The 21219-nt window shown below is 73.6% G+C and carries 25 protein-coding genes; 14 read left to right on the top strand and 11 right to left on the bottom strand.

Annotated elements, in window-relative coordinates:
- The first annotated feature begins 151 nt into the window (after positions 1-151).
- From QRN23_RS01995 to QRN23_RS01985, 3 genes are all read left to right on the top strand, one after another.
- Positions 152-1402, top strand: coding sequence for a hypothetical protein (locus tag QRN23_RS01995; RefSeq protein ID WP_285062307.1), 1251 nt, complete (start codon positions 152-154; stop codon positions 1400-1402).
- Positions 1403-1423: 21 nt separating this feature from the next.
- Entirely contained in the window at positions 1424-1879 is a 456-nt protein-coding gene (locus QRN23_RS01990; protein WP_123571329.1) for a SprT-like domain-containing protein, read from the top strand.
- Between the two features lie 73 nt (positions 1880-1952).
- The gene (locus QRN23_RS01985; protein WP_285062304.1) at positions 1953-2597 is read left to right on the top strand and encodes a CGNR zinc finger domain-containing protein; all 645 of its coding nucleotides are present in this window, start codon (positions 1953-1955) and stop codon (positions 2595-2597) included.
- Positions 2598-2869: 272 nt separating this feature from the next.
- On the opposite strand, the gene QRN23_RS01980 is transcribed toward QRN23_RS01985, so the two are convergent.
- Both QRN23_RS01980 and QRN23_RS01975 read right to left on the bottom strand, forming a co-directional pair.
- Positions 2870-3175 carry a DUF427 domain-containing protein gene (locus QRN23_RS01980; RefSeq protein WP_056043735.1) on the bottom strand — a complete coding sequence of 102 codons (306 nt, stop codon included), beginning with the start codon at positions 3173-3175 and terminating at the stop codon, positions 2870-2872.
- 48 nt (positions 3176-3223) lie between these two features.
- Positions 3224-3820 (bottom strand): hypothetical protein, encoded by a 597-nt coding sequence (locus QRN23_RS01975; RefSeq protein ID WP_192122994.1) that lies wholly within the window; start codon positions 3818-3820, stop codon positions 3224-3226.
- An 87-nt stretch (positions 3821-3907) separates the two neighbouring features.
- Between QRN23_RS01975 and QRN23_RS01970 the strand changes: the two genes are divergently transcribed.
- Positions 3908-4396 (top strand): hypothetical protein, encoded by a 489-nt coding sequence (locus QRN23_RS01970; RefSeq protein ID WP_173153562.1) that lies wholly within the window; start codon positions 3908-3910, stop codon positions 4394-4396.
- Positions 4397-4463: 67 nt separating this feature from the next.
- Here the strand turns inward: QRN23_RS01970 and QRN23_RS01965 are convergent, their stop codons facing one another.
- Positions 4464-4967 (bottom strand): nucleoside deaminase, encoded by a 504-nt coding sequence (locus tag QRN23_RS01965; protein WP_285062300.1) that lies wholly within the window; start codon positions 4965-4967, stop codon positions 4464-4466.
- Between the two features lie 251 nt (positions 4968-5218).
- Between QRN23_RS01965 and QRN23_RS01960 the strand changes: the two genes are divergently transcribed.
- Positions 5219-5818, top strand: a complete 600-nt coding sequence (locus tag QRN23_RS01960) for a DUF1684 domain-containing protein (protein WP_502874807.1) — start codon at positions 5219-5221, stop codon at positions 5816-5818.
- Positions 5819-5873: 55 nt separating this feature from the next.
- Here the strand turns inward: QRN23_RS01960 and QRN23_RS01955 are convergent, their stop codons facing one another.
- Positions 5874-6206 carry a hypothetical protein gene (locus tag QRN23_RS01955; RefSeq protein ID WP_285062298.1) on the bottom strand — a complete coding sequence of 111 codons (333 nt, stop codon included), beginning with the start codon at positions 6204-6206 and terminating at the stop codon, positions 5874-5876.
- Positions 6207-6353: 147 nt separating this feature from the next.
- Here QRN23_RS01955 and QRN23_RS01950 point away from each other — a divergent pair, with 147 nt between their 5' ends.
- Positions 6354-6755 (top strand): hypothetical protein, encoded by a 402-nt coding sequence (locus QRN23_RS01950; protein ID WP_285062296.1) that lies wholly within the window; start codon positions 6354-6356, stop codon positions 6753-6755.
- 444 nt (positions 6756-7199) lie between these two features.
- Positions 7200-9080 carry a DEAD/DEAH box helicase gene (locus QRN23_RS01945; protein ID WP_267659254.1) on the top strand — a complete coding sequence of 627 codons (1881 nt, stop codon included), beginning with the start codon at positions 7200-7202 and terminating at the stop codon, positions 9078-9080.
- 90 nt (positions 9081-9170) lie between these two features.
- On the opposite strand, the gene QRN23_RS01940 is transcribed toward QRN23_RS01945, so the two are convergent.
- Positions 9171-10094: a type IV toxin-antitoxin system AbiEi family antitoxin domain-containing protein gene (locus QRN23_RS01940; RefSeq protein WP_285062293.1), complete on the bottom strand. Its 924-nt coding sequence runs from the start codon at positions 10092-10094 to the stop codon at positions 9171-9173.
- Positions 10095-10235: 141 nt separating this feature from the next.
- Entirely contained in the window at positions 10236-10784 is a 549-nt protein-coding gene (locus QRN23_RS01935; RefSeq protein WP_056043756.1) for an NUDIX hydrolase family protein, read from the bottom strand.
- A 98-nt stretch (positions 10785-10882) separates the two neighbouring features.
- Here QRN23_RS01935 and QRN23_RS01930 point away from each other — a divergent pair, with 98 nt between their 5' ends.
- Positions 10883-11596 (top strand): alpha/beta hydrolase, encoded by a 714-nt coding sequence (locus tag QRN23_RS01930; protein ID WP_082460069.1) that lies wholly within the window; start codon positions 10883-10885, stop codon positions 11594-11596.
- A 52-nt stretch (positions 11597-11648) separates the two neighbouring features.
- Entirely contained in the window at positions 11649-12326 is a 678-nt protein-coding gene (locus tag QRN23_RS01925) for an SIMPL domain-containing protein (RefSeq protein ID WP_123571340.1), read from the top strand.
- 42 nt (positions 12327-12368) lie between these two features.
- On the opposite strand, the gene QRN23_RS01920 is transcribed toward QRN23_RS01925, so the two are convergent.
- A complete protein-coding gene (locus QRN23_RS01920) occupies positions 12369-13526 on the bottom strand; it encodes a GNAT family N-acetyltransferase (RefSeq protein WP_192123003.1) in 1158 nt (385 codons plus the stop codon).
- 126 nt (positions 13527-13652) lie between these two features.
- Here QRN23_RS01920 and QRN23_RS01915 point away from each other — a divergent pair, with 126 nt between their 5' ends.
- From QRN23_RS01915 to QRN23_RS01905, 3 genes are all read left to right on the top strand, one after another.
- Positions 13653-14078, top strand: a complete 426-nt coding sequence (locus QRN23_RS01915) for a DUF1810 domain-containing protein (protein WP_056043763.1) — start codon at positions 13653-13655, stop codon at positions 14076-14078.
- A gap of 118 nt (positions 14079-14196) precedes the next feature.
- Positions 14197-15192, top strand: coding sequence for a prolyl aminopeptidase (pip, locus tag QRN23_RS01910; protein ID WP_285062291.1), 996 nt, complete (start codon positions 14197-14199; stop codon positions 15190-15192).
- Positions 15189-16046: an NAD-dependent epimerase/dehydratase family protein gene (locus QRN23_RS01905; protein ID WP_285062289.1), complete on the top strand. Its 858-nt coding sequence runs from the start codon at positions 15189-15191 to the stop codon at positions 16044-16046. Before pip ends, QRN23_RS01905 begins: the two co-directional genes overlap by 4 nt.
- Positions 16047-16286: 240 nt before the next feature.
- Here the strand turns inward: QRN23_RS01905 and QRN23_RS01900 are convergent, their stop codons facing one another.
- Complete coding sequence (locus tag QRN23_RS01900; RefSeq protein WP_123571344.1) at positions 16287-17180, bottom strand: SDR family oxidoreductase; 894 nt, start codon at positions 17178-17180, stop codon at positions 16287-16289.
- 134 nt (positions 17181-17314) lie between these two features.
- Here QRN23_RS01900 and QRN23_RS01895 point away from each other — a divergent pair, with 134 nt between their 5' ends.
- Positions 17315-17887 carry a phosphatase PAP2 family protein gene (locus QRN23_RS01895; protein WP_056043774.1) on the top strand — a complete coding sequence of 191 codons (573 nt, stop codon included), beginning with the start codon at positions 17315-17317 and terminating at the stop codon, positions 17885-17887.
- 27 nt (positions 17888-17914) lie between these two features.
- On the opposite strand, the gene QRN23_RS01890 is transcribed toward QRN23_RS01895, so the two are convergent.
- From QRN23_RS01890 to QRN23_RS01880, 3 genes are read right to left on the bottom strand one after another with little or no spacing between them, the layout of a single operon-like run.
- On the bottom strand, positions 17915-18913 hold the full coding sequence (locus tag QRN23_RS01890) for an aldo/keto reductase (RefSeq protein ID WP_285062285.1): 999 nt from the start codon (positions 18911-18913) through the stop codon (positions 17915-17917).
- A gap of 50 nt (positions 18914-18963) precedes the next feature.
- Positions 18964-19140 carry a hypothetical protein gene (locus QRN23_RS01885; protein ID WP_157485182.1) on the bottom strand — a complete coding sequence of 59 codons (177 nt, stop codon included), beginning with the start codon at positions 19138-19140 and terminating at the stop codon, positions 18964-18966.
- 50 nt (positions 19141-19190) lie between these two features.
- On the bottom strand, positions 19191-19835 hold the full coding sequence (locus tag QRN23_RS01880) for an FMN-dependent NADH-azoreductase (protein ID WP_159827935.1): 645 nt from the start codon (positions 19833-19835) through the stop codon (positions 19191-19193).
- 141 nt (positions 19836-19976) lie between these two features.
- Between QRN23_RS01880 and QRN23_RS01875 the strand changes: the two genes are divergently transcribed.
- Positions 19977-21176: a Fic family protein gene (locus QRN23_RS01875; RefSeq protein ID WP_056043780.1), complete on the top strand. Its 1200-nt coding sequence runs from the start codon at positions 19977-19979 to the stop codon at positions 21174-21176.
- The last annotated feature ends 43 nt before the right edge of the window (positions 21177-21219 follow it).

Genomic DNA, 21219 nt, shown 5'->3' with positions numbered 1-21219 from the left:
GTTCCGCGCTCGACCCGAGGAGGCGCGGGTCGAGTTCCGCACACCGGCCCCAGGAGGCGCGGGTCGGGTTCCGCACACCGGCCCCGACACTCGCTCACACGCTGCGCGCCGCGCGGCCCGTTCGGGGGCCGGGCGGTTACCCTCGTACTCGATGAGCCAGCACGACCGACCCGACACGACAGCACCCGGCAGCGCCCGCCCCCAGACCGTGCCGCCGGGGTTCGCCGCGCCCGTCGTGCGCGGGACCGGAGGCGCCGGCGGCTTCGACCCCGTCAGCCTGCGCACGGCCGTCGACGTGCCCGTCGCCGAGGCCCGCCTCGCCGCCCTGGGCCAGAGCCGCAGCACCGCCGCCCTCGGCGAGCGCGCCGACCTGCTGCGCCTGCTCGGCCGCCTCGACGAAGCCCTGGCCATCGCCGAAGAGGCGTTCCGTCTGGCGCACTTCACCGGCGACCGGGCCGACTCGACGGCGGCCCGCATCCGACGGGCCCACATCTTCCGCGAGCAGGGCAAGCTCGACCGTGCACTGAACGACCTGCACACCAGCCGCATCACGGCCGCCACCGAAGAATGGCGCGAGCTCGAGGCCGCCGCCGCCGAGCTCGAGGGCTACACGCTCTACGACCTGGGCCGCAACGAAGAAGCGCGCGAGACCCTGGCCAAGGCGCTCGAGGCGTACGAGGCGTCCGGTGCCCCGCGCGACCGGACGAACGGCCTCCGTGTCGCGATCGAGGGCGTCATGCGCGCCTACCTCAGCGACACCGGCCCCCAGCCACGACTCGAGGCCCCGGCCGTGGGTGACACGAACCCGGTGCCGCTCCAGCCCCTGACCGCGTCGCCGACGTCGGCCACTGCCCCGGCCCGATCCCAGGGCCGGACCCAGGTGCCCCGCTTCGACGGCATCGCCTCGCTCTACGGTGGTGCGCCCACGTCGACGCCGGCGTCCGCTCCCGCCCCGGCTTCTGCTCCGGAGGTGCCCGCGGGCACCGCGGCCTCCGGCGACGGCGCGGGGGCCGAGGCCGTCCCCGCCCGCCAGCCCATGGACGCCGCGCGCACCGCCGCGATCAGCTTCGACCCCGAGTCCATGCCCGACGAGGCCGCGGCGTCGCCGGTGGCCGAGGCCGCCGCCGCCCGCGCCGAGAAGGTCGCCGCGACGGCTCCGGCCGCACCACGCGACGGTGGGCTCTGGGGCAAGATCAGCCACCTCGCCGAGCGTGCCGCGGGTCACCGCGACCGCGACTCCGACGAGTTCGACGCCGAGCGGCGGGGCGACGCCGGGCGTCGCGGCGCCGACGAGGGCCGCACCGTTGACCGCCCCCGCACGGGCGGCACCGGCGTGACGGGCGTGGTCGACGGCCTCCCGCGCGACGACGAGCCCACCACCTGGCCGTTCCCGCGGCGCTGATCCGCGCCTCCTGACCTCGACGTGGCCGACCTCGACCGGGTGCGGCGCTGGGCCGCCGCGCTCATCGACCTGCACCTCGACCCCGCCGTGTGGACCTTCGGCTTCGACAACGCCAAGACGCGCGCGGGCCTGTGCAACTACACGACCAAGCGCATCACGGTCTCGCGGCACCTCGCCGGCCGCTACGACGACGACGAGATCCACCAGGTGCTGCTCCACGAGGTCGCCCACGCCCTCGCCGGCTCCCGCGCCGGTCACGGTCCCCGGTGGAAGGCCGTCGCCACCGACCTGGGCTACGTCGGCTCGCGCCTGCACGACGGAGCCATCGCCAGCGAGCTCGCCCCGTGGGTCGGGGTCTGTCCGGCGGGGCACGAGCACTTCCGCTACCGCCAACCGGCGCGACCCCTCGCCTGCGGGAAGTGCTCGCGGCGGTACGACCCGGCCCACCTCATCACCTGGACGAAGCGCGCGGTCTGACACCGCGCCTCCCGGGCCCGGTCCGCGCCGGACGAGGGCCGTCAGGAAGCGCGTAACCGGTTAGGGTGGTCAGGTGCAGACCGGACAGTGGCTCAGATCCGACACCGACACCCGGTGGTTCTTCGACTCGGGCGCGCTCAGCCTCGACTTCGCGTACCTCGGCGGGTTCCGTGCCGGGTCGCGCTTCGGCCCGGAGTCGGGCCTCGACCTGCCCGCCGACGGGTCGACCCCCTGGGACGGCCTCCTGCTGCCCGCCGACCTCGACGACTGGATCGGCGAGCGCTTCGACGGCATCGCGGGCTCGGCCGGCGACCGCGAGCTCGCCGACGCCCGGGGCCTGCGCGACGCGGTCGCCCGGCTCGCGGTCGCCGCGGCCGACGGCACCTCGACCGACCCCGACGACGTCGACACCCTCAACCTGTTCGCGGCCCTGCCCGACGTCCCGCCGTCGCTCGAGGGCGGACGACGCCAGGCCGGGGCCGGGCGCCTGCGGCTCGGGCAGGCGATGGCGTCGGTCGCGCGCGACGCGGTGACCCTCTTCACGGCCGTCGGCTTCGTCGGCGGACCGGACTCGCGCCTCCGTCGGTGCACGAACGAGGCGTGCGGACTCGTCTTCTTCGACGAGTCGCGCGCGGGCAGCCGCCGCTGGTGCTCGATGCAGCGGTGCGGCAACCGGGCCAAGGTGCGGGCGCACCGGGCCCGGGCCGCGAGGGGCTGAGCCTCCCCCGGCCGAGGTCGGAGTCGCGCACGATGTTCGGCCGCTCCGCTCGGCCACCCTGTCCGGCCCGCTCGGCCACCGCCCGAGCCGGCTGACCCGCTCAGCCTCCGCGCAGGCACCCAGCCCGGCGTGCCACCCGGCACCCCGCACGCTCTCCCCGCCACGCTCTCCCCGCCACGAAGTAAACAACCCGCCAAGTAATCGCGTGGCGGGCTGTTTACTTCGTGGCGGCGTAACAGGTGCGGGGTCGACGGGCGACGGGCGACGGTCGGTCAGTCGACGACCGAGACGTCCTTCCAGAAGGCGACGTAGCCCGAGTAGTCCTTGCCGACGCGATCGAACGAGGTCGGGATCGGGGTCGGGTAGCTCCAGGCACGGTCCTGCAGCAGGTCGTCGCCCGACGTGACGCTGAAGTACTGCGTGTCGCCCTTCCACGGGCAGTGGTACTGGGTGGGGCTCTCGGTCAGCAGGTCGGAGTTCACGCTCGCGGGCGGGAAGTACCAGTTGCCCTCGATCGAGATCAGCTCGTCCCTCGGGGCCTCGGCGACGACGGTTCCGTCGGTGAGCACTGCCTTCATGGTTCCTCCTGCGGTCGGGGCGACGTTCGGGTCGCTCTGGCCGCAACGCTACGCCGAGGGGGTGAATTCCCCTCGGGAGCCCGACGGGGCCACGACGGCGAGGGCAGCGGAGGACGAGGAGGCGCGGGCCGCGTCGACCACGTCGCCCCGGTCGGTGGCGACCAGCTCGGCCGCCGAGGCCGAGGCCGTCAGCAGGTGCGACGAGGCCCGGGCGAGCGCCCCGGAGGCGGCGCAGGCGACGGCGGCCTCGGGGGACGAGAAGTCGATGCCGACCGCGGCGAGCGCGTCGACCACCGCTCCGGCGGCGAGCTGGTCCTCGACGGCGGGCCGGAACCCGTCCGCGTCGACCGCCCCCGCGGCGACGATCGCCACGAGGGCACGGTCGCCTCGTCGGGCCTGACGCTCGACCACGTGCCGGGCCACCTCGGGTGCCGCCCCGGCGCCGGTGACGACCAGGACGTCGGCCCCGCTCGCGACTTCGGGCAGACCGGCGACGACGCGCACGGTCTCGTCCCGCGTCAGCGTGCCGTGCCCGTCGAGCACGTCGACCACGACGAGGACGTGCGCGCCCGGGGCGATGCGGGCGGCTCCGGCCACGCCGTGGTCGAACCTCACCTGGTACTTCTGCTGGCCGTGCGGACTCATCCGACCAGCGTAGGCAGCCGCACTCGGACGCCGCCCGTGCGTGACGCGACGTGACGTGCGATCAGGCGGCGGGAGTTGGATCGGGGCATGCACGTGCAGCTCAAGCTCCGCCTCGCCTGCCCCGTCGATGTCGCGACCGACGCCCTGCGCGACCCTCGGGTCATGGTCGCCGTGACGAAGCCGCTGGTGGTCTACCGGTCCGAGTCGCCGTCGGGCTTCCCCGACCGCTGGACCGAGGAGGCGCACCCGGTGTCGGCGAGCATCCTCGGCGTCCTGCCGCTCGGCAGCACGCACGTCGACCTCGACTGGCACGAACGCGACGGTGCGTGGATCCAGCGCGACACCGGACGGGGCACGAGCGGCCAGTTCGCCCGGATGCGCATCAACCACCGGATGGCCGTCGTGCCGGACGGTCCGGGCCACACGCTGCTGCGCGACCGGCTCGAGTTCCACGCCGGGCCGTTGGGCCTCGTGCTCTGGCCCGGGCTCTGGGCGACCTGGCAGTGGCGCGCCCTGCGGATGAAGGCCCTCGCCCCGACCTGGCGCGGGGCGTCGACCCACCCGAAGCACGTCTGACCCGCTCCGCGGTCCGCAGCAGCACTCAGCCGTGGCAGGTCGGCCGTCGCAGGTCGACCGCTCCGCGTCAGCCCCAGAAGCCGGCGTGCACGGCCGAGGCCTCGTCGAGGAGGGCCGGTCCCGAGACCGACACCGCGCCTCCTCCACGCGCGAAGACCTCGCGGCAGGGCAGGTCGAGCGTCGCCTCGCCCTCCTGCTCGGTGACCATGCCGAGCAGCTGCTGTTCGGCGAGCGCGTAGACGACCCGGCCGATGCCGGCCCAGTGGATCGCTCCGGCACACATCGCGCACGGTTCGGTGCTCGTGTAGAGGGTCGCGGCCTTGAGCGTCGGCTTGTCGAAGCGCTGCGCGACGAGCCGGACGAGGTTCGTCTCGGCGTGGCCCGTCGGGTCGCCCTCGGTGACGACCGTGTTCTCGGCCTCGACCACGTCTCCGTCGGCCGTGAGCACCAGGGAACCGAAGGGATGGTTGCCGTGGTCGCGAGCCTGCTGCGCGACCACGATCGCGCGGTGCAACCGCGCCAGGTCGGCCGAGGTGACGGTGGGGTCGGGAGTCGTGGTGTCGGTCGTCATGGGGCGAGCGTAGCCAGGGAGCACCGTCCGCCGCGGCCGGGACGGCGAGCTGTGGACGGGCGACCTGCCTGTGAGCGAGCCACGGGCACCGGGGCGACCGCCTGCGTACGGTGGCAGAGGTGACCGACCCGACCCGCGCCTCCTCGTCCACCGGTGAGACCTCCGCCGACGCCGGCGTCGACGCCTCTGCCGAGACCACCGCCGACGCCGACGACAGCACCTCCCCGACGCCCGCCCAGGGAGCGCTCGACATCGCCTCGTGGCGGCGGACGATCCACGGGCTCTACCGCGACGTGCGCGAGGCGACCGACCTGGCGGCGGCGCACGACCTGTGGCGACGCACCCGCGACGAGCTGTTCTCGACGCACCCCTCGACCCCGCTGCTGCCCGAGGACCGCCCCGACTTCACCGGCCTGCCGACGAAGCCGTACGACCCGGCCTGGCGCTTCGAGGTGTCGGTCGAGCCGGCCGAACCGCGACGCATGGTGGTCGAGACCGGCACCGACGGCGACGTGCTCTTCGACCTCGTCGGCGTGGCCGACGTGCCCGGCGTCGGCAGCCTCGACGTGTGGAAGCTGGCGCAGTACGCCGGCGGCCTGTTCATCCCCGTCAAGGACGCGCTGGCGGGCGGGCCCGGCGGCACCTACGGCGGCGGGCGCTACCTGATCGACTCGGTCAAGGGTGCCGACCTCGGCGCCGGCGGCGAACCCGGCACGATCGTGCTCGACTTCAACTTCGCGTACAACCCCAGCTGCGCCTACGACCCCGCCTGGGCCTGCCCGCTCGCCCAGCCCGGCAACACGGTCGCGGTCGAGATCCCCGTCGGCGAACGGTACGGGCGCGCGCACTGATCGGGGCCCGCGGGCGGACGCGCGCACCGCTCGAACCCCGCGGGGGGACGCGCGCCTAGCCCTTCGGCTCGGAGTCGACCTCCACCGCGACGCCGTAGTCGTCACCGCCGTCCGTGCTGATCACCGAGACCGAGTCGTAGACGACCTCGGAGCCCGGGGTCCTGACGTCGCAGTGCACCTCCGCCTGGTCGACGACGGAGACCGCGTCGTCGCCGCAGTCGACGTCGGGGCGCATGCCGACCTCCTTCTCGAGGGCGTCGGCGACCGTGGTGGCGAAGGCGCTGGACGACACGGTCCGGTCGATCGAGGCCGAAGCGGTGCAGCCGGCCAGGGCCGTCGCCAGGACGGAGGCGGTGATCACGCTCGAGACGACTGTCGATGTGCGCATGGGGGCAGGCCTTCCCGGACGAGGAGGGGACCGCGGTGCGTGCCCCCGGAGCCGCGGCCTTCGCGCCCCCGACGTGTAGCCAACCACGTCGTCCGGTCGGTAGAACGACAGGTCGATCCTCGCGCACACGTCGACTAGCGTCGGATCATGACCCCGACGACGCCGCCCACCACCCCGTCGAGCCCCTCGAGCCCGTCGAGCCCAGAGGTCGTGACGCAGGCGCTGCTCGACCTCGGCTCGCGACCCGAGCACCCCTTCACCACGAGCATCGAGGGCGGACGCATCGTCTTCACCTGGGTCTACGACAAGGCGTCGGGGCCGTTCGGCAGCCGGGAGCAGTCGTACCGGCTGCGCATCACGCTGATCCCCGAGACCTCCGAGTACAAGAGGTCCGAGATCGGCGTCGAGCGGCAGCGCGGCTCGGTCAGCGGCTCGTACACGTTCAACTCGGCGAAGGTCGTCGGCCCGGTCAAGCGCACCCTCGAAGCCCACGGCTGGCACCGCCGACGCACGGCGCTGGGCAAGGCCATCCGGCGCCTGTTCTCGTAGCGGACGGTCGTCGGAGGTCAGGAGGCGCGGTGGGGGCGAGGCGTCCCGAGGGGCCGACCCGCGCCTCCTCGGCTCGTCCCCGGCGCCGCCACGCGGCGCCCCGCACGGCCGTGCACACCACACCCGTCGCGTTTTCCGGCGCCAGCCGCTAGGCTGGGTTCACTTGCGAGCCGGCCCGATCGGCTCCCTGCGTCGTAGCACGCCCCTCACCGCCTCTCCGTCCTGGCACACACCCAGGCAGACCAGCAGGCGCGCGAAGCTCACTCTGCGGCGAAACGATCGTGCACACCTGCACCGTCGCCACACCTCGAGCCCGGCTACGACAGCCGTCCTCCCGGCACTGCCCCGCCCTCGTGCGAGCACGTCCCCGACGTGCCTCCTCACCAGCAGGCGGCCAGGCAGCCTCGGCCCGGCTCGACACCGATGCCCCGAAAGGTGCACCACATGTCAACGAACACCCTCGACACCGAGAACACCACCGGCGCCACGAGCGTCGACGAGACGGCCGACGCCGTCACCTTCAGCTCGCTGGGCGTGCCCGCCCCGATCGTGAAGTCCCTCGCCGCGGAGGGCAAGACCACCGCGTTCCCGATCCAGGTCGACACCCTGCCCGACACCCTCGGCGGTCGCGACGTCCTCGGCCGCGGCAAGACCGGCTCGGGCAAGACCCTCGCCTTCTCCATCCCCATGGCCGCACGCCTCGGCGGCAAGCTGGCCGGCGGCAACCGCCGCGCCGGACGCCCCCTCGGCCTCGTCCTCGCCCCCACCCGCGAGCTCGCCACGCAGATCGACGCCGTCCTCGCCCCGCTCGCCGAGGCCTACGGCATGCGCACCACCACGATCTTCGGCGGCGTCTCGCAGAACCGTCAGGTGCAGGCCCTCAAGGCCGGCGTCGACATCATCATCGCCTGCCCCGGCCGCCTCGAAGACCTCATGAAGCAGGGCTTCGTCAAGCTCGACGCGATCGAGATCACCGTGCTCGACGAGGCCGACCACATGGCCGACCTGGGCTTCCTGCCCGGCGTCACGCGCATCCTGAAGGCCACCCCGAACGACGGCCAGCGCCTCCTCTTCAGCGCCACCCTCGACAACGGCGTGGACAAGCTGGTCAAGCAGTTCCTCCACAACGAGGTGCTGCACTCGGTCGACGAGGCCAACTCGCCCGTCGCCAAGATGACCCACCACGTCTTCGAGACGCCCGACGTCGACAGCAAGAACGCGCTCATCCAGAAGCTCGCGAGCGGCCAGGGCCGTCGCATCCTCTTCATGCGCACCAAGCACCACGCGAAGAAGCTCGCCAAGAAGCTCACCGAGTCGGGCATCCCCTCGGTCGACCTGCACGGCAACCTGTCGCAGCCGCAGCGCGACCGCAACCTCGCCGCCTTCCAGGACGGTTCGGCCCGCGTGCTCGTCGCCACCGACGTCGCCGCCCGTGGCGTGCACGTCGACGACATCGAGCTGGTCATCCACGTCGACCCGCCGACCGAGCACAAGGCGTACCTGCACCGCTCGGGCCGCACCGCCCGCGCCGGAGCCGAGGGCGACGTCGTCACCCTCGTCATCCCCAGCCAGAAGCGCGACGTCGCCCAGCTGATGAAGAAGGCGGACATCCGCCCGACCATCACCGCCGTGACGCCGAACTCGCCCGAGGTCGACGCCCTCGTCGGCCAGGTCGCCGCCTACGTCAAGCCCTCGCCCAAGGCTGCCGTCCAGCAGCAGCAGGGTGGCGGCGGACGCTCGCAGGGCGCGAACGCCCAGCGCAAGCGCGCCGCCCGTCAGGACTCGCAGGGCAACCCCATCGCCCGCCAGGACCGTTCGGGTCGCCCCAGCCAAGGAGGCGCGGGTCGCGGTTCCGACGCCGGTCGCGCCGGTGCCGGTGCCGGTCGTTCGGGTGGCTCGCGTGACGGCGGCCGCCAGGGTGGCCGCGACGGCGCCCGCCGCGACGCCGCTCCCCGCGGTGGCGCCTCGACCTTCTACTCGACCGAGTCGGGCCGCGGTTCGTCCACGCCCGTCCGCGACGACGCCCGTGGCACGCGCGACGGTGCTCGCGACGAGACCCGTGGCACCCGCCAGACCGGTCGCCGCGCCCAGAGCAGCGGCACCCAGAGCGACGGCGGCCAGAGCCGCACCAACGCCGTCCGCAACGACCAGGCCGAGTTCGCCGCATCGCTCGGCGGCTCGCGCGAGGGCGGCCAGCGTGACGGCGGCCAGCGCAGCGGCGGACGCCGCGCCTCGTCCGAGGGCGGCCGTCCCGGCTCGCTCAAGGTCGGCGGCCTCGTCGGCGGCAAGGCCCGCACCGGCGGCGGCCAGCGCGGCGGTCGCTGACCCGACCCGCTGCCACACCCCCGAACCGGCGTGACACCCTCTGATCCGAGGGTGTCACGCCGGTTCGGGGGTGTTGCGCTGCCAGCCCCCTCAGCGCACCCCGGCGCGCGCGAGGGCCCGCACCATGGGCTCGGCGCGCAGGGCGTCGCCCCAGGTCCATCGGACGACCGTGCGCACGCCGGGCAGCGCTCGCAGATCGTCCTCGCGCCGCTTCTCGTCGATCACGACCTGCTCGGGGCTGCGCCCGGCCCGCATCCGTTCGTCGCGGTACTTCACCTCGCCGTCGAACTCGCCGATGATACCGAACTGCGGCCACCAGAAGTCCACGAAGCCGATGAGGGGGCCCGTCACCGGGAACCGGGCCTGCAACTCGGGCCCCGTGAGCCCCGCAGCCCTCATGCCCGCCCGGCTCAGCGACTCACCCGGCGACTCGGACCGCTCGTCGGCGAACGCGACGGCGACCGCCGCCCGTCGACGCCCGGGCACCCCGGGCCGTGCGGCCAGGGCGGCCTCGAGCGCGGACCGGTCGTACGCGCCCGCGTGCAGCCCGTGGTCGAGCACGACGGTCGCCCCGCGCAGGTCGCGCCGGCGCACGCTGTCGACGGCCGCTCGGGCGGCACCCACCACGGGCAGCCCGTCGACCGTGTCGATCTCGCCGTCGCCGAGGGGCGCCGCGTGCTGGTGGACGGACCCGGTCACCTTGTCGCGAGCGCGCTGACGTGCCACGACGTGCACCCGTCGAGGCCACTCGCCCAGCAGCGGAAACCCCCGAATGGCGAGGGCGGACTCGTGGGAGACGACGGCGTCAGGTCCGAGCCGGGGCAGCACCGCGTGCACGCGGGCGGTGTGCTGCGACGCCGGGCCGAGCGACCGCCAGTCGTCCGTCCGGACGTACACGCCGGCGGCGAGCCTCACCGCGAGGCCACGTCGCGCGTCCCGCTCGATGGACGAGGCATCCACGCCGTCGTCGACGAGCCGGGAACGACGGATGAGCAGGCCTGACGTGTCGCGCATCGGTCCAGCGTGGCCGAGCGCCGCCCGGGACGCGGCCCGCGCCTCCTCGCCTGTGGAGAGGCGCCAGGCGACACCCCCGAACCGGCGAGACACCCCGAGATCCGAGGGTGTCACGCCGCATCGGGGGTGTTGCGAGCGGCGCTAGTGCAGGGCGCCGACGGAGGCGAGGGCGCTGCGCAGCAGGGTGCCGCGCCCGCCCTCCATCTCGGCGGCGACCTCGTCGGAGGCGGCCTGGTGCGGCGTCAGCCAGGTGAGCTCGAGGGCGTCCTGCCGCGGGTCGCACGTGCCCGTGACGGGCACCACGTACGCGAGCGACACCGCGTGCTGACGCGGGTCGGTGTAGACCGACGAACCGGGCAGCGGGAAGTACTCGGCGACCTGGAACGGCACCGGAGACGGCGGCAGCTGGGGGAAGGCCATCGGCCCGAGGTCTTTCTCGAGGTGGCGGAACAGCGCGGTGCGCAGGCTCTCGCCGTACATCACCCGGCCCGACACGAGCATGCGCGAGATCGACCCCTCGTCGGAGGCGCGGAGCAGCACCCCGACCTCGGTCACGACCCCCAGGCCGTCGGTCCGCACGGGCACGGCCTCGACGTAGAGGATCGGCAGGTGCTGACGCGCCTGGAAGAGCTCGTCCTCCGAGAGCCAGCCGGGATTGGGGTCGGGGTCGGGTGTCCGCACGGAGCTCATGGGCCATTCTTACCGGCTCGGGGGCCCGATCGCGTGACGTGACGCTACGGGCGAACAGCACCGGCCCCGATGTCGGCACCCGTCGCTAGGCTCGGCCCATGGTGCAGATCGACCCGTCCCTCGTCCAGTGGTCCGCCGTCGAGGCCGAGCGTGACGGGCGTCCCCTCCTCGTGTTGCTGCACGGCGTGGGCTCGCACGAGGGCGACCTGATCGCGCTCGCCCCCTACCTGCCGCAGCAGTTCGTGGTCGCGTCGCTGCGGGCACCACTGCCCCACGGCGACGGCTTCTCGTGGTACCCGCTGTCGACTCCCGGCGCACCCGATCCGGGCGCCGTCGACGACGCGGCCGAGGCCGTGCTCGCCTGGCTCGACTCGCTCGGGGCGCACCATCCGTCCGTCAGCCTGCTCGGGTTCTCGCAGGGCGGGTCGCTCTCGCTGCAGCTGCTCCGTCACGCGCCCGAGCGGTTCGCGTTCGCGGCCGTGCTCGCCGGGTTCGTGGTCCCCGCCGCGGGCGACGACGCCACGCTCGAGCGCGCGGCCGCACGCGACGACGCCGTCACGGCCGCCCGCCCCGCCGTCTTCTACGGTCGCGGCGACGTCGACCAGGTCATCCCCGCCGACGCCGTCGAGCGCACGTCCGCCTGGCTCGAGACGCACGCCGACGCCGAGCAGACCGTCTACCCCGGGCTGGCCCACGGCATCTCGCAAGAAGAACTCGACGACCTCAACGCGTTCATCGGTCGCGTCACCGCCGCGCCGGTGGTCGACGGCGGTGCCTCCGTGGTGGCCGGCGAGGCCGCCTCCGCCGACTGACCACCGGGCCCCACCCGGCCCCGCACCACCCGACGAACGAAGGAGGCGCGCGATGGCGACGCTCTCGGTGTCCGGTTCCGCCACCCACCGCCACCGTGCCGAGCGCGGCGTCGTCCACCTCGCCGTGGGCTTCGACGGCGACGACCGCGAGGAGGTCGTCCGCGACACCGCCGCGGTGCACTCCCGCCTCACCGAACAGGCCACTGCCTGGCGCCGCCAGGAGGCCGCCACCTGGTGGAGCGCACAGAGCGTCACGGTCGCGGTCGAGACCGAGGCGACGACCGACCGGGGCGACGGGGCCGACGCGACCCGCGCCTCCTCGGTGGTGCGGTTCCGCACCCGGGCCGCCGTCGACGTGCGGTTCAGCGACTTCGACGCGTTGGCGTCGTGGGTGGGCGACGTCGCCGTCGAACCGGGCGTCACCGTCGAGTGGATCGAGTGGTCGCTCAGCCACGACCGCCGGCCCGAGGTCGAGAAGGCCGTGCGGGTCGCCGCGATCGCCGACGCGGTCACCCGGGCCGGCGACTACGCCGAGGCGCTCGGGCTCGGTCGGCCGACGCTGCAGTCGGTCTTCGAGCCGGGGTTGCGGCCCGGCGCTCCCGGTGGAGGCAGCCCGTTCGGCCTGGCCCGTGCCGTCGCGACGTTCTCGTCGGGCGGCCCCGTGGCGTTCGACCTGCACCCGGACGACATCGAGGTCACCGCCGAGGTCAGCGCCGACTTCGTCGCCTGACCCGTCTCCGGGCCCGACCGACCGGCAGGCCCGCCTCCCGCCTCACAGCAGCCGGTGCCACACCCCCTCGACGCCGATCGGCACGAACCCGACGGCCTCGTTGACCGCGAGCATGGGCCGGTTCTCCTCGGCGTTGAAGGTCAGCACGGACGGGCGTCCCGGCTTCTCCGCGATCAGTCGGTCGAGGTTGGCGACCTTGACGAGCCAGCCCAGCCGGTGCCCGCGGTGCTCACGCCGCACGAGGGTCATCTGCTGCATCGCGGGCCGCGACGCGTCGTCGGGAACCGCGAGGTCGGAGCACGCGACGAGTCGGCCGGTCGGCACGTGCTCGGCCGCCGCGGTCAGCGAGGCCCGCCCGCTCGCGGCGCGTCGCTGCTCGGCCTCGACCAGGCGGTCGACGGTCCAGACGTCCTCGGGCTCCGGCACGTCACCCATCGGTGCGTCGGTGCTCAACGCGGTCGCCATCGCCGCGACGTCGGACCGCCAGCGCGGAGGCGTGGGGCCGGACCAGGTGTGGACGCGGTACTCGTCCCCCGCCGCGGCGAGCGCCTCGGAGCGGATCGCGGCCAGCGCCTCCTCGTCGACCGGCAGGGGCAGGCGGCTGATGCGCTCGACCTGGCCGAGCGCATAGCCGCGCGAGAGCGCGAACCGGACCTCCGAGGAGGCGCGGGGCACCCATCCGTGACCGGTCGAGGCCTCGAGGCGGTCGCCCGGGGCGGGGCGCGAGCCCTGGCCGGACGCGACGAAGGAGATCGCGTCGGTCCTGCCCGCCGCGCGGGCGACGGCCTCGACGTGGTCGAGCAGGGCCGTGCCGAGCCCCCGGCGGCGGTGCTCGGGGGCGACGGCGACCCAGAGCCAGCAGGTCGTGACGGTCGGGTCGGCGAGCGTCTCGTAGGTGGCCTGGCCGACGATGCGACCACCGGACCGCACCACGAACAGCCGCCGCGGCGTGAACCGGTCGTGCCACTGCGGCAGCTGTTCGGCCGGGCCGAAGTCGAGGTCGCCGAAGCCGAGCACCTCGGCCTGGACGGCGTTCTCGAGGCCGATGGCCTCGACGTAGGCGGCGACGCGTGCGGCGTGGTCAGCGCGGTCGGCGCGGTTGGCATCGGCGTCGTGGCCGGCATCGGCGTCGGCTCCGGCGTCGGAACGGGGCTCGAGGGTGTCGGGCACGACGATCTCGTCGATCACGATGTCGGTCACGGGGGCTCCGGGGTCGAGGCGGGGACGTGGTCCGCCGCCCGGCAGGGCAGCCGACCAGGGTAGCGCCGTCCTCGGCCTCCGCGCCAGGGGGGAGACGGCTCGACCCGCGGCGCGTAGAACGGGGCGATGAGCGATCCCTTCGACCTCGGACGGTACGTCGACGCGCAGGACGCCGGCGGCACCCACGACCAGGCCCTGGCCGAGCTGCGCCGCGGGCGGAAGACCTCGCACTGGATGTGGTTCGTCTTCCCGCAGATCGCCGGCCTCGGCCGCAGCGGCATGGACCGCACCTACGCGATCCGATCGCTCGACGAGGCGCGGGCCTACCTCGCCCATCCCCTGCTCGGCCCGCGCCTGCGCGAGGCGGCGGGCGTCGCGGCCCGGGCGGACGCCGCGAGCGCCGGCGAGCTGATGGGCGGGATCGACGCCCTCAAGCTGCGCTCGTCGATGACCCTGTTCGCGCGGGCCGACCCGGCCGAACCCGAGTTCCGGGCCGTGCTCGATCGATGGTTCGACGGCGTCGAGGACGACCTGACCGTCGCCCGCCTCTGAGCCCGTCCGCGACCGTCCGTCGGCGACGGTTCCTCCCCGGACGAGGAGGCGCGGGTCGTCGCCCCCAGGCGCCGCGCCTCCCCTGCCGGTGTCGGCTCCCCCGGCTACGCTCGTCCGCATGCGCCAGCTCTACCCCGAGATCGAACCCCACGACTCCGGCCTGCTCGACGTCGGCGACGGCCAGCAGGTCTGGTGGGAAGAATGCGGCGACCCCGACGGCAAGCCGGTGGTCTTCCTGCACGGCGGGCCCGGCAGTGGGTCGTCATCCGCGCACCGCCGCCTGTTCGACCCCGACCGGTACCGCATCGTGCTGCTCGACCAACGCGGGGCGGGTCGCAGCACGCCCCACGCCGGCACGTTCGGCACCGACCTCTCGACGAACACGACCCGCCACCTCGTGGCCGACCTCGAGACCCTGCGCGAGCACCTGGGCATCGACCGCTGGCAGGTGTTCGGCGGCTCGTGGGGCTCGACCCTCGCGCTCGCCTACGCCGAGACCCACCCCGACTGCGTCACCGAGCTCGTGCTGCGCGGCATCTTCACCCTGCGCCAGAGCGAGCTCGACTGGTTCTACGAGGGCCCGGCGTCGAACGTCCTGCCCGACCGGTGGCAGGGTTACCTCGCCCCGGTGCCCCCCGACGAGCGGCGCCCCGGCGGGCTGATCGAGGCCTATGCGCGACTCCTCGCCGATCCCGACCCTGCCGTCCACGGGCCCGCCGCCGTGGCCTGGTCGTCGTGGGAGGCCTCGGCGATCACCCTGCTGCCCCGCCCCGACCTGGTCGAGCGGTACTCCGACCCGGCGTTCGCGCTGGCCTTCGCCCGCATCGAGAACCACTACTTCGTCCATCGCGGCTTCCTCGACGAGGGCCAGCTGATCCGCGACGCACACCTCGTCTCGCACATCCCGACGGTCATCGTGCAGGGCCGCTACGACCTGTGCACACCGGCGACGACGGCTTTCGACCTGCACGCCGCCCTGCCCGACGCCGAGTTCGTCCTGGTCGACGACGCCGGCCACGCCTACGACGAGCCGGGCATCCTCGACGCGCTCATCACGGCGACCGACCGCTTCGCGTCCGAGTCGACGCCCTCGCGTGACGAGGCGAGCCGATGACCGTCGTCCTCGCCGGCTGCGGCGACCTCGGCACCGAGGCGGCCCTGCGCTTCGCCGCCCTGGGGCACCACGTCCTCGGGCTTCGTCGCTCGGCCGAGAAGCTGCCCGCGTCGATCGACGGCGTGTCGATCGACCTCGGCGCCACCCGGCCTACGCTGCCCGCCGACACCGAGATCGTCGTCGTCGCCCTCTCGGCCGGGTCCCGCGACGTCGACACCTACCGGGCGTCCTACGTCGACGGCCTGAGGAACGTCCTCGACGCACTCGACGAGGCCGGGGCGGTCGACGCCCAGGTGCTGTTCGTCTCGTCGACCGCCGTGTACGACGTCGACGACGGCAGCGTCGTCGACGAGACCACGCCGGCGACCGGCGCCTCCCCCACGGCCGAGGTCATCCTCGAGGCCGAGGCCCTGCTGCACGCGCGTCGTCCCGACGGCATCGTCCTGCGCCTCGGCGGCATCTACGGCCCGGGCCGGGAGCGGCTCATCACCCAGGTGCGCGACGGTGACGCGCGACTGGCCGAGCCGGCCGGCAGCTCCCCCCACACGAACCGCATCCACCGTGACGACGCGGCGGCCGCGATCGTGCACCTCACCACCACCTCGGCGCCGACCGACGTCCTGTACGTGGGGGTCGACGACGAGCCGTCGAGGCTCGACGACGTGCTGGCGTTCGTGGCCGACGAACTGGGGTCGCCCGTGCCGCCGAGCGCGCCTCCTCGGGGTCGTCAGGCGGGCGGCGACAAGCGGTTGTCGAACGCACGACTGCGCGGTACGGGGTTCACCTTCGAATACCCGACCTTCCGCGAGGGGTACCGGGCCGTGATCGCGGGCGAGGGCGTGCGACACCCCTGAGCCGGGCCCGGCCCGGGCCAGGCGATGCGGGCCTGTCGGACCTAAGCCCGCAGGTGCGGGCCGGGTAGACCCACGCCCGCCGGTACGGACCGGGTAGACCCCCGCCCACCAGTAGGACCGGGGCGGGTCACGTCGCCCACCTCGTCCGCCTCGCGCGCGAGGACGCCGCCCAGCGAATGGGGCACCGCGTGGCGTCGCGGGGCTCGTTCGCTGGGCGGCGTCCTCGAGGGCGAAGGGTGATCAGTGGATCGGCGTGCCACCCGTGACGGCGATGGTCTCGCCGCTGATGTAGCTCGACTCCTGGCTCGCCAGGAAGACGAACGACGGGGCGAGCTCGACGGCCTGGCCCGGGCGGCCGTAGGCGGCCTCCGAGCCGAAGCTCTCGATCTTCTCGTTCGGCACGAAGGCGGGCTGCAGCGGCGTCCAGACGGGGCCGGGCGCGACGCCGTTGACGCGGATGCCGCGTTCGGCCAGCTGCTGGGCCATGGCGCGGGTCCAGTTCGCGATGCCGGCCTTCGACACGGCGTACTCGGCGAGGTCGGGCGAGGGCTGGAAGCCCTGGATCGACGAGGTCGTGATGATCGAGGCCCCTGGCTTCAGGTGCGTCGAGGCGGCCTTGGTCAACCAGAACAGCGGGTAGATGTTGGCCTTGAGGACGTGGTCGAGCGTCTCGGTCTCGAAGTCGTCGATGCTGCTGACGGTCGGCATGACGCCGGCGATGATCGCCAGGATGTCGAGGCCACCGAGCTCGGCGACCGTCTTCTCGACGACGTCGACGTTGGTCTGCTCGACCTGCAGGTCGCCGGGCAACAGCACGGCGGTACGACCGGCCTCGCGGACGAGTGCGGCGACCTCCTCGGCCTGGGACTGCTCCTCGGCGAGGTAGCTCAGCGCGACGTCGGCACCCTCGCGGGCGAAGGCGATGGCCGTCGCGCGGCCGATGCCGCTGTCGGCACCGGTGACGAGGGCCTTGCGGCCGGCGAGGCGACCGCTGCCGACGTAGCTGGTCTCGCCGTGGTCGGGCTCGGGCTTCATGGCGTGGACGTCGCCGGGAGCGCTCTGCTGCTGGTGCTCGAACGGAGGCTGGGGGTACTGGGTGACGGGGTTCTGCGGGGTGTACATGTTGTCTGCCATGCCCCCGGTGTACGCGGCGGAGTGGGCGCGCCGGCCCAGCTTGTACCCCGGTCGGGGGTGACGTCGACGGCGCGGAGCGACGACAGTAACCGAGGAGGCGCGGCACCACCCCCGGGGAAAGATACGGTGGTCGCGTGCCCCTGCTGCCACTGCCTTCCGAGACTCCCCGTCAGGTCCTGCCCGCCTGGGTGCTGCGCGCCGACCGACGGGCCGCGAAACGCATCAACTCGGTCCGAGGAGTGCCGGTCGTCGACCGCAACCTCAGCCGCCTCAGCCACTTCGCCGACCACGGACTCTTGTGGGCCGCGGTCGCCGCAGGACTCGCCCTCGTCGGCCAGCGTCGTGCCGCGGTGCGGGGCACCCTGTCGCTCGGTTTCGCCAGCGCCATGGCGAACATCGTCGGCAAGCGCATCTTCGGCGGCAACCGGCCCCTGATCGACGACGTCCCGATCGAGCGACGTCTGCGCAGCCAGCCGCTGTCCGCGTCGTTCCCGTCCGGCCACGCGGCCTGTGCCGCCGGCTTCGTGACGGGCGTCGCGATCGAGTCGCCGGGAGCCGCGGCAGCCTTGTTGCCGCTGGCCGGTGCGGTCTCGTGGTCGCGCCTCCACGTGGGGGCGCACTGGACGTCCGACGTCGTCGGCGGGCTGCTCATCGGGTCGGGCGTCGCACTGCTGGGCCGACTCGTGTCGGCACCGCGCGGGCGCTGACCCCGGGCCGGCCCGCCGGCACCCGGTCTACCAGCGGGGGTGGACGGCCTCGCGGAAGTACTGGTCGTAGATGCGGACGACCTCGCTGTCGAGCCCGTCGTCGAGCTCGCCGACGCTGCCGGCCGCGGCGTTCGCCGTGGCCTGCGCGACGTTGCGCGCTCCGGGGATGACCGTGCTGACGCCCGGCTGCTCGACGATCCACGCGAGGGCGGCCTGCGGCACGGTGACGCCGTCGGGCACGGCCGCGGCGAACTCCTGCGCGGCGGCGACGCCCTGCTCGAAGTCGACACCGCTGAAGGTCTCGCCCTGGTCGAAGGCCTCGCCGTGGCGGTTGTACGTGCGGTGGTCGTTCTCGGCGAACGTCGTCTCGGTCGTGTACTTGCCCGACAGCAGTCCGCTGGCGAGGGGGACGCGCGCGATGATGCCGACGCCGGCCCGTCGTGCGGTCGGCAGCACCTCGTCGAGGGGCTTGAGACGGAACGCGTTGAAGATGATCTGCACGGTCGCGAGGTTCGGTCGGGCGATGGCGGTGAGGGCCTGGGCGGTCTCCTCGACGCTGACGCCGTAGGCACGGATCGCACCGTTCTCGACCAGCTCGTCGAGGGCGTCGTAGACCGCATCGCTCTCGAAGACGGGGGTGGGCGGGCAGTGCAGCTGCACCAGGTCGAGCGTGTCGACGCCGAGGTTGCGACGCGAACGGTCGGTCCAGGCCACGAAGTTGTCGCGGACGTAGTTCGACGGCACCTGGTCGAGCCGACGGCCCATCTTCGTCGCGACAGTGAGGGGCACGTCGGGGTTCGACGCACGGAAGCGCCCGATGATCTGCTCGCTGCGCCCGTCGCCGTACACGTCGGCGGTGTCGAAGAAGGTCACCCCGGACTCGACGGAGGCGCCCAGCACGTCGAGCGCGTCGCTCTCGCTGACGTCGCCCCAGTCGGCACCGAGCTGCCAGGTGCCGAGACCGATGACCGAGACGGGACGGTCGGCGAGGAAGGGTGAACGGGTTCCGAGGGTGCGGCTCTGCATGCCGTCGAGCCTAGCCACGCCGCACGTCGACCCGCCCAGACCTCGAGGGCTCAGCGGCGCGACGCGTTCACGCTGCGGACCAGCGCGTAGGCGACGACGACCGAGACGAACGCCGCGAAGAGGAACGCCGCCCCGAACCCGGCCTGCCCCTGCAGGAGCCGGACGAGCCCGACGATCGCGAGAGCAGCGGCCAGCATGCCGAACACGCGCGCGACGACCGACTTCACGCGGCGTGCGGCCCCGGCCCGACGGCCGCCTCGTCGACGCGACGACACGGTCACCCGAGGCGACGAGCCGAGGCGACCGCCGCCTCCTTCGCCTCTCGCAGTTCGCGCGTCGCTCGCTCGCGGGCGGCCTCGGGCATGGGCAGCCGGTCGCTGAGCGTGAGGTTCGTGGCGATCGTCTCGACGCGCATGCCGAGCGTGGCCCCCAGGACGATCTCGAGGACCGGGGTGGCGTGGTCCCAGCCGGCCGTGGGCGTGCCGTCGTCGTAGGCGCCGCCGCGGCTGGTCACCACGACCGCGGGTCGTCCGAGCATCGGCTGCTGGTCGTCGCCGTCGAAGGGCGCGGTGACGCCGGGCAGGTGGACGTTGTCGACCCAGGCCTTGAGCGTCGAGGGCAGCGAGTAGTTGTAGAGCGGCGCACCGATCAGGACGACGTCGGCGGCGACGAGCTCGGCGATCAGGGCCTGCTGCAGGGCCTCGTGGGCGGGATCGGGGGCGTCGCCCGGCTGCCGGAGCCGCGGCGGCCAGTGCAACGAGCTGTCGCTCAGGTGAGGCAGCGGGTCGACGTGCAGGTCGCGCCGGGTGACCGCGTGGTCGGCGCCGAGGTCGCGCCAGGCGTCGGCGAACGCGGCGGTGATCGCACGGGAGCGGCTCGTCGTGAGGTCGGCGGACGAGTCGAGGTGGAGCAGGTTCGGCATGCGCCCACCGTAGCCGGGGCGACCGACACGGTCGGCGAGGTTGCACACCGGGTGGAGACACCATAATCTCGTGCCAGCGAATTATGACTTGAGGTGATAAGTCATAAAAGTACGCGCTCGGATTCTGACTTGTGAGGTGCCGTGACCGCCACCTGGCCGCCGCTCGACCACGAAGAGGTCGCATGGGTGCCGTCCGGTCGCCCGACGGCCGGATTCCGTGCCGAGCCGTTCGGGTCGACCGTGTTCCGCGCGGCGGTGCCGCCCCTCATCGGCGCACTCGACCCCGCTCCGTCGCCCGAGGTCCGCGCTCTGGCCGAGGACGCCTCTCTCGAACTGACTCGCTTCGATGCCACCCTCGGCGGCGAAGTGGCGGCCTTCGCCCCGCTGCTGCTCCGCAGCGAGGCCCTCGCCTCGTCGCGCATCGAGAACCTGACCGCCAACGCCCGATCCGTGTTCTCGGCCGAGCTCGGGGATGAACGCAAGCGCAACGCGACCCTGATCGCGGCGAACACACGCGCCATGTCGGCCGCGATCGACCTGGCGGACGAACTGACCAGGGCGTCCGTCCTCACGATGCACGCCACGCTGATGGCTGCGGACCCACGACACACTCCGGGCGCCCTCCGGAACGAGCAGGTCTGGATCGGTCGGAGCAGTGCCAGCCCCCTCGGTGCCGAGTTCGTCGCCCCGGTCAGCGCGCGGGTCCCCGGACTCCTCGACGACTGCCTGGAATTCGCACGACGCGACGACCTGCCCGTCCTCGTCCAGGCGGCCGTGACGCACGCCCAGTTCGAGACGATCCATCCGTTCACCGACGGAAACGGTCGGACGGGGCGCTCCCTCACCCAGGCGATGCTGCGGTCCAAGGGGGTCACGCGGTCCGTGACGGTGCCGGTCTCGGCAGGCCTGCTGACCGACGTCGATGCCTACCACCGAGCCTTGACGGCGTACCGGGCAGGTGAACTCGACCCCATCGTGCGATTGACGGCCGAGGCGTCCCTCCGGGCAGTCGCGAACGCCCGGACGCTCGTCGACGAGCTCCACGACGTCCGGGCATCCTGGTCGACCCGCGTCACCGCGCGGAGCGACTCGTCGGTCTGGCGCCTGCTCGACCTGCTCGTCCACCAACCCGTCCTCGACGCCACGACGGCCGCTTCCCGGCTCTCGCTCGCCCCGAGCAACGTCTACCCCCTGCTCCGACGGCTGGTCGAATCGGGAGTGCTGAAGGAGAAGGCCGAGTACAAGATGGGCACCATCTGGCGCGCGGACGATGTCCTCGAGGCGTTGGACGCGTTCGCGGCACGCTCGGGACGCCGAGGCGAGGCCACCGTGCTGAGCTGAGCCCCTCGGCGGAATGTCGGTGGTGCAGAGCAGGATGGCAACG

Origin of the sequence: Frigoribacterium sp. ME-P-080 (genome assembly GCF_030209595.1) — a bacterium.
Classification (GTDB): domain Bacteria; phylum Actinomycetota; class Actinomycetes; order Actinomycetales; family Microbacteriaceae; genus Frigoribacterium.
Note: the sequence above shows the minus strand (reverse complement) of the source record. Positions and strands in the feature narration are given on the sequence as shown.

Excerpts from the sequence above, each read along its gene's own strand:
- QRN23_RS01975 (WP_192122994.1), bottom strand. The coding sequence starts at position 3,820 with ATGAGTCCGCACGGCCAGCAGAAGTACCAGGTGAGGTTCGACCACGGC.
- QRN23_RS01965 (WP_285062300.1), bottom strand. The coding sequence starts at position 4,967 with ATGACGACCGACACCACGACTCCCGACCCCACCGTCACCTCGGCCGAC.
- QRN23_RS01940 (WP_285062293.1), bottom strand. The coding sequence starts at position 10,094 with ATGCGCGACACGTCAGGCCTGCTCATCCGTCGTTCCCGGCTCGTCGAC.
- QRN23_RS01945 (WP_267659254.1), top strand. The coding sequence starts at position 7,200 with ATGTCAACGAACACCCTCGACACCGAGAACACCACCGGCGCCACGAGC.
- QRN23_RS01915 (WP_056043763.1), top strand. The coding sequence starts at position 13,653 with ATGAGCGATCCCTTCGACCTCGGACGGTACGTCGACGCGCAGGACGCC.
- QRN23_RS01900 (WP_123571344.1), bottom strand. The coding sequence starts at position 17,180 with ATGGCAGACAACATGTACACCCCGCAGAACCCCGTCACCCAGTACCCC.
- QRN23_RS01950 (WP_285062296.1), top strand. The coding sequence starts at position 6,354 with ATGACCCCGACGACGCCGCCCACCACCCCGTCGAGCCCCTCGAGCCCG.
- pip (WP_285062291.1), top strand. The coding sequence starts at position 14,197 with ATGCGCCAGCTCTACCCCGAGATCGAACCCCACGACTCCGGCCTGCTC.
- QRN23_RS01880 (WP_159827935.1), bottom strand. The coding sequence starts at position 19,835 with ATGCCGAACCTGCTCCACCTCGACTCGTCCGCCGACCTCACGACGAGC.
- QRN23_RS01995 (WP_285062307.1), top strand. The coding sequence starts at position 152 with ATGAGCCAGCACGACCGACCCGACACGACAGCACCCGGCAGCGCCCGC.
- QRN23_RS01970 (WP_173153562.1), top strand. The coding sequence starts at position 3,908 with ATGCACGTGCAGCTCAAGCTCCGCCTCGCCTGCCCCGTCGATGTCGCG.
- QRN23_RS01905 (WP_285062289.1), top strand. The coding sequence starts at position 15,189 with ATGACCGTCGTCCTCGCCGGCTGCGGCGACCTCGGCACCGAGGCGGCC.
- QRN23_RS01935 (WP_056043756.1), bottom strand. The coding sequence starts at position 10,784 with ATGAGCTCCGTGCGGACACCCGACCCCGACCCCAATCCCGGCTGGCTC.
- QRN23_RS01930 (WP_082460069.1), top strand. The coding sequence starts at position 10,883 with ATGGTGCAGATCGACCCGTCCCTCGTCCAGTGGTCCGCCGTCGAGGCC.
- QRN23_RS01925 (WP_123571340.1), top strand. The coding sequence starts at position 11,649 with ATGGCGACGCTCTCGGTGTCCGGTTCCGCCACCCACCGCCACCGTGCC.
- QRN23_RS01890 (WP_285062285.1), bottom strand. The coding sequence starts at position 18,913 with ATGCAGAGCCGCACCCTCGGAACCCGTTCACCCTTCCTCGCCGACCGT.
- QRN23_RS01955 (WP_285062298.1), bottom strand. The coding sequence starts at position 6,206 with ATGCGCACATCGACAGTCGTCTCGAGCGTGATCACCGCCTCCGTCCTG.
- QRN23_RS01980 (WP_056043735.1), bottom strand. The coding sequence starts at position 3,175 with ATGAAGGCAGTGCTCACCGACGGAACCGTCGTCGCCGAGGCCCCGAGG.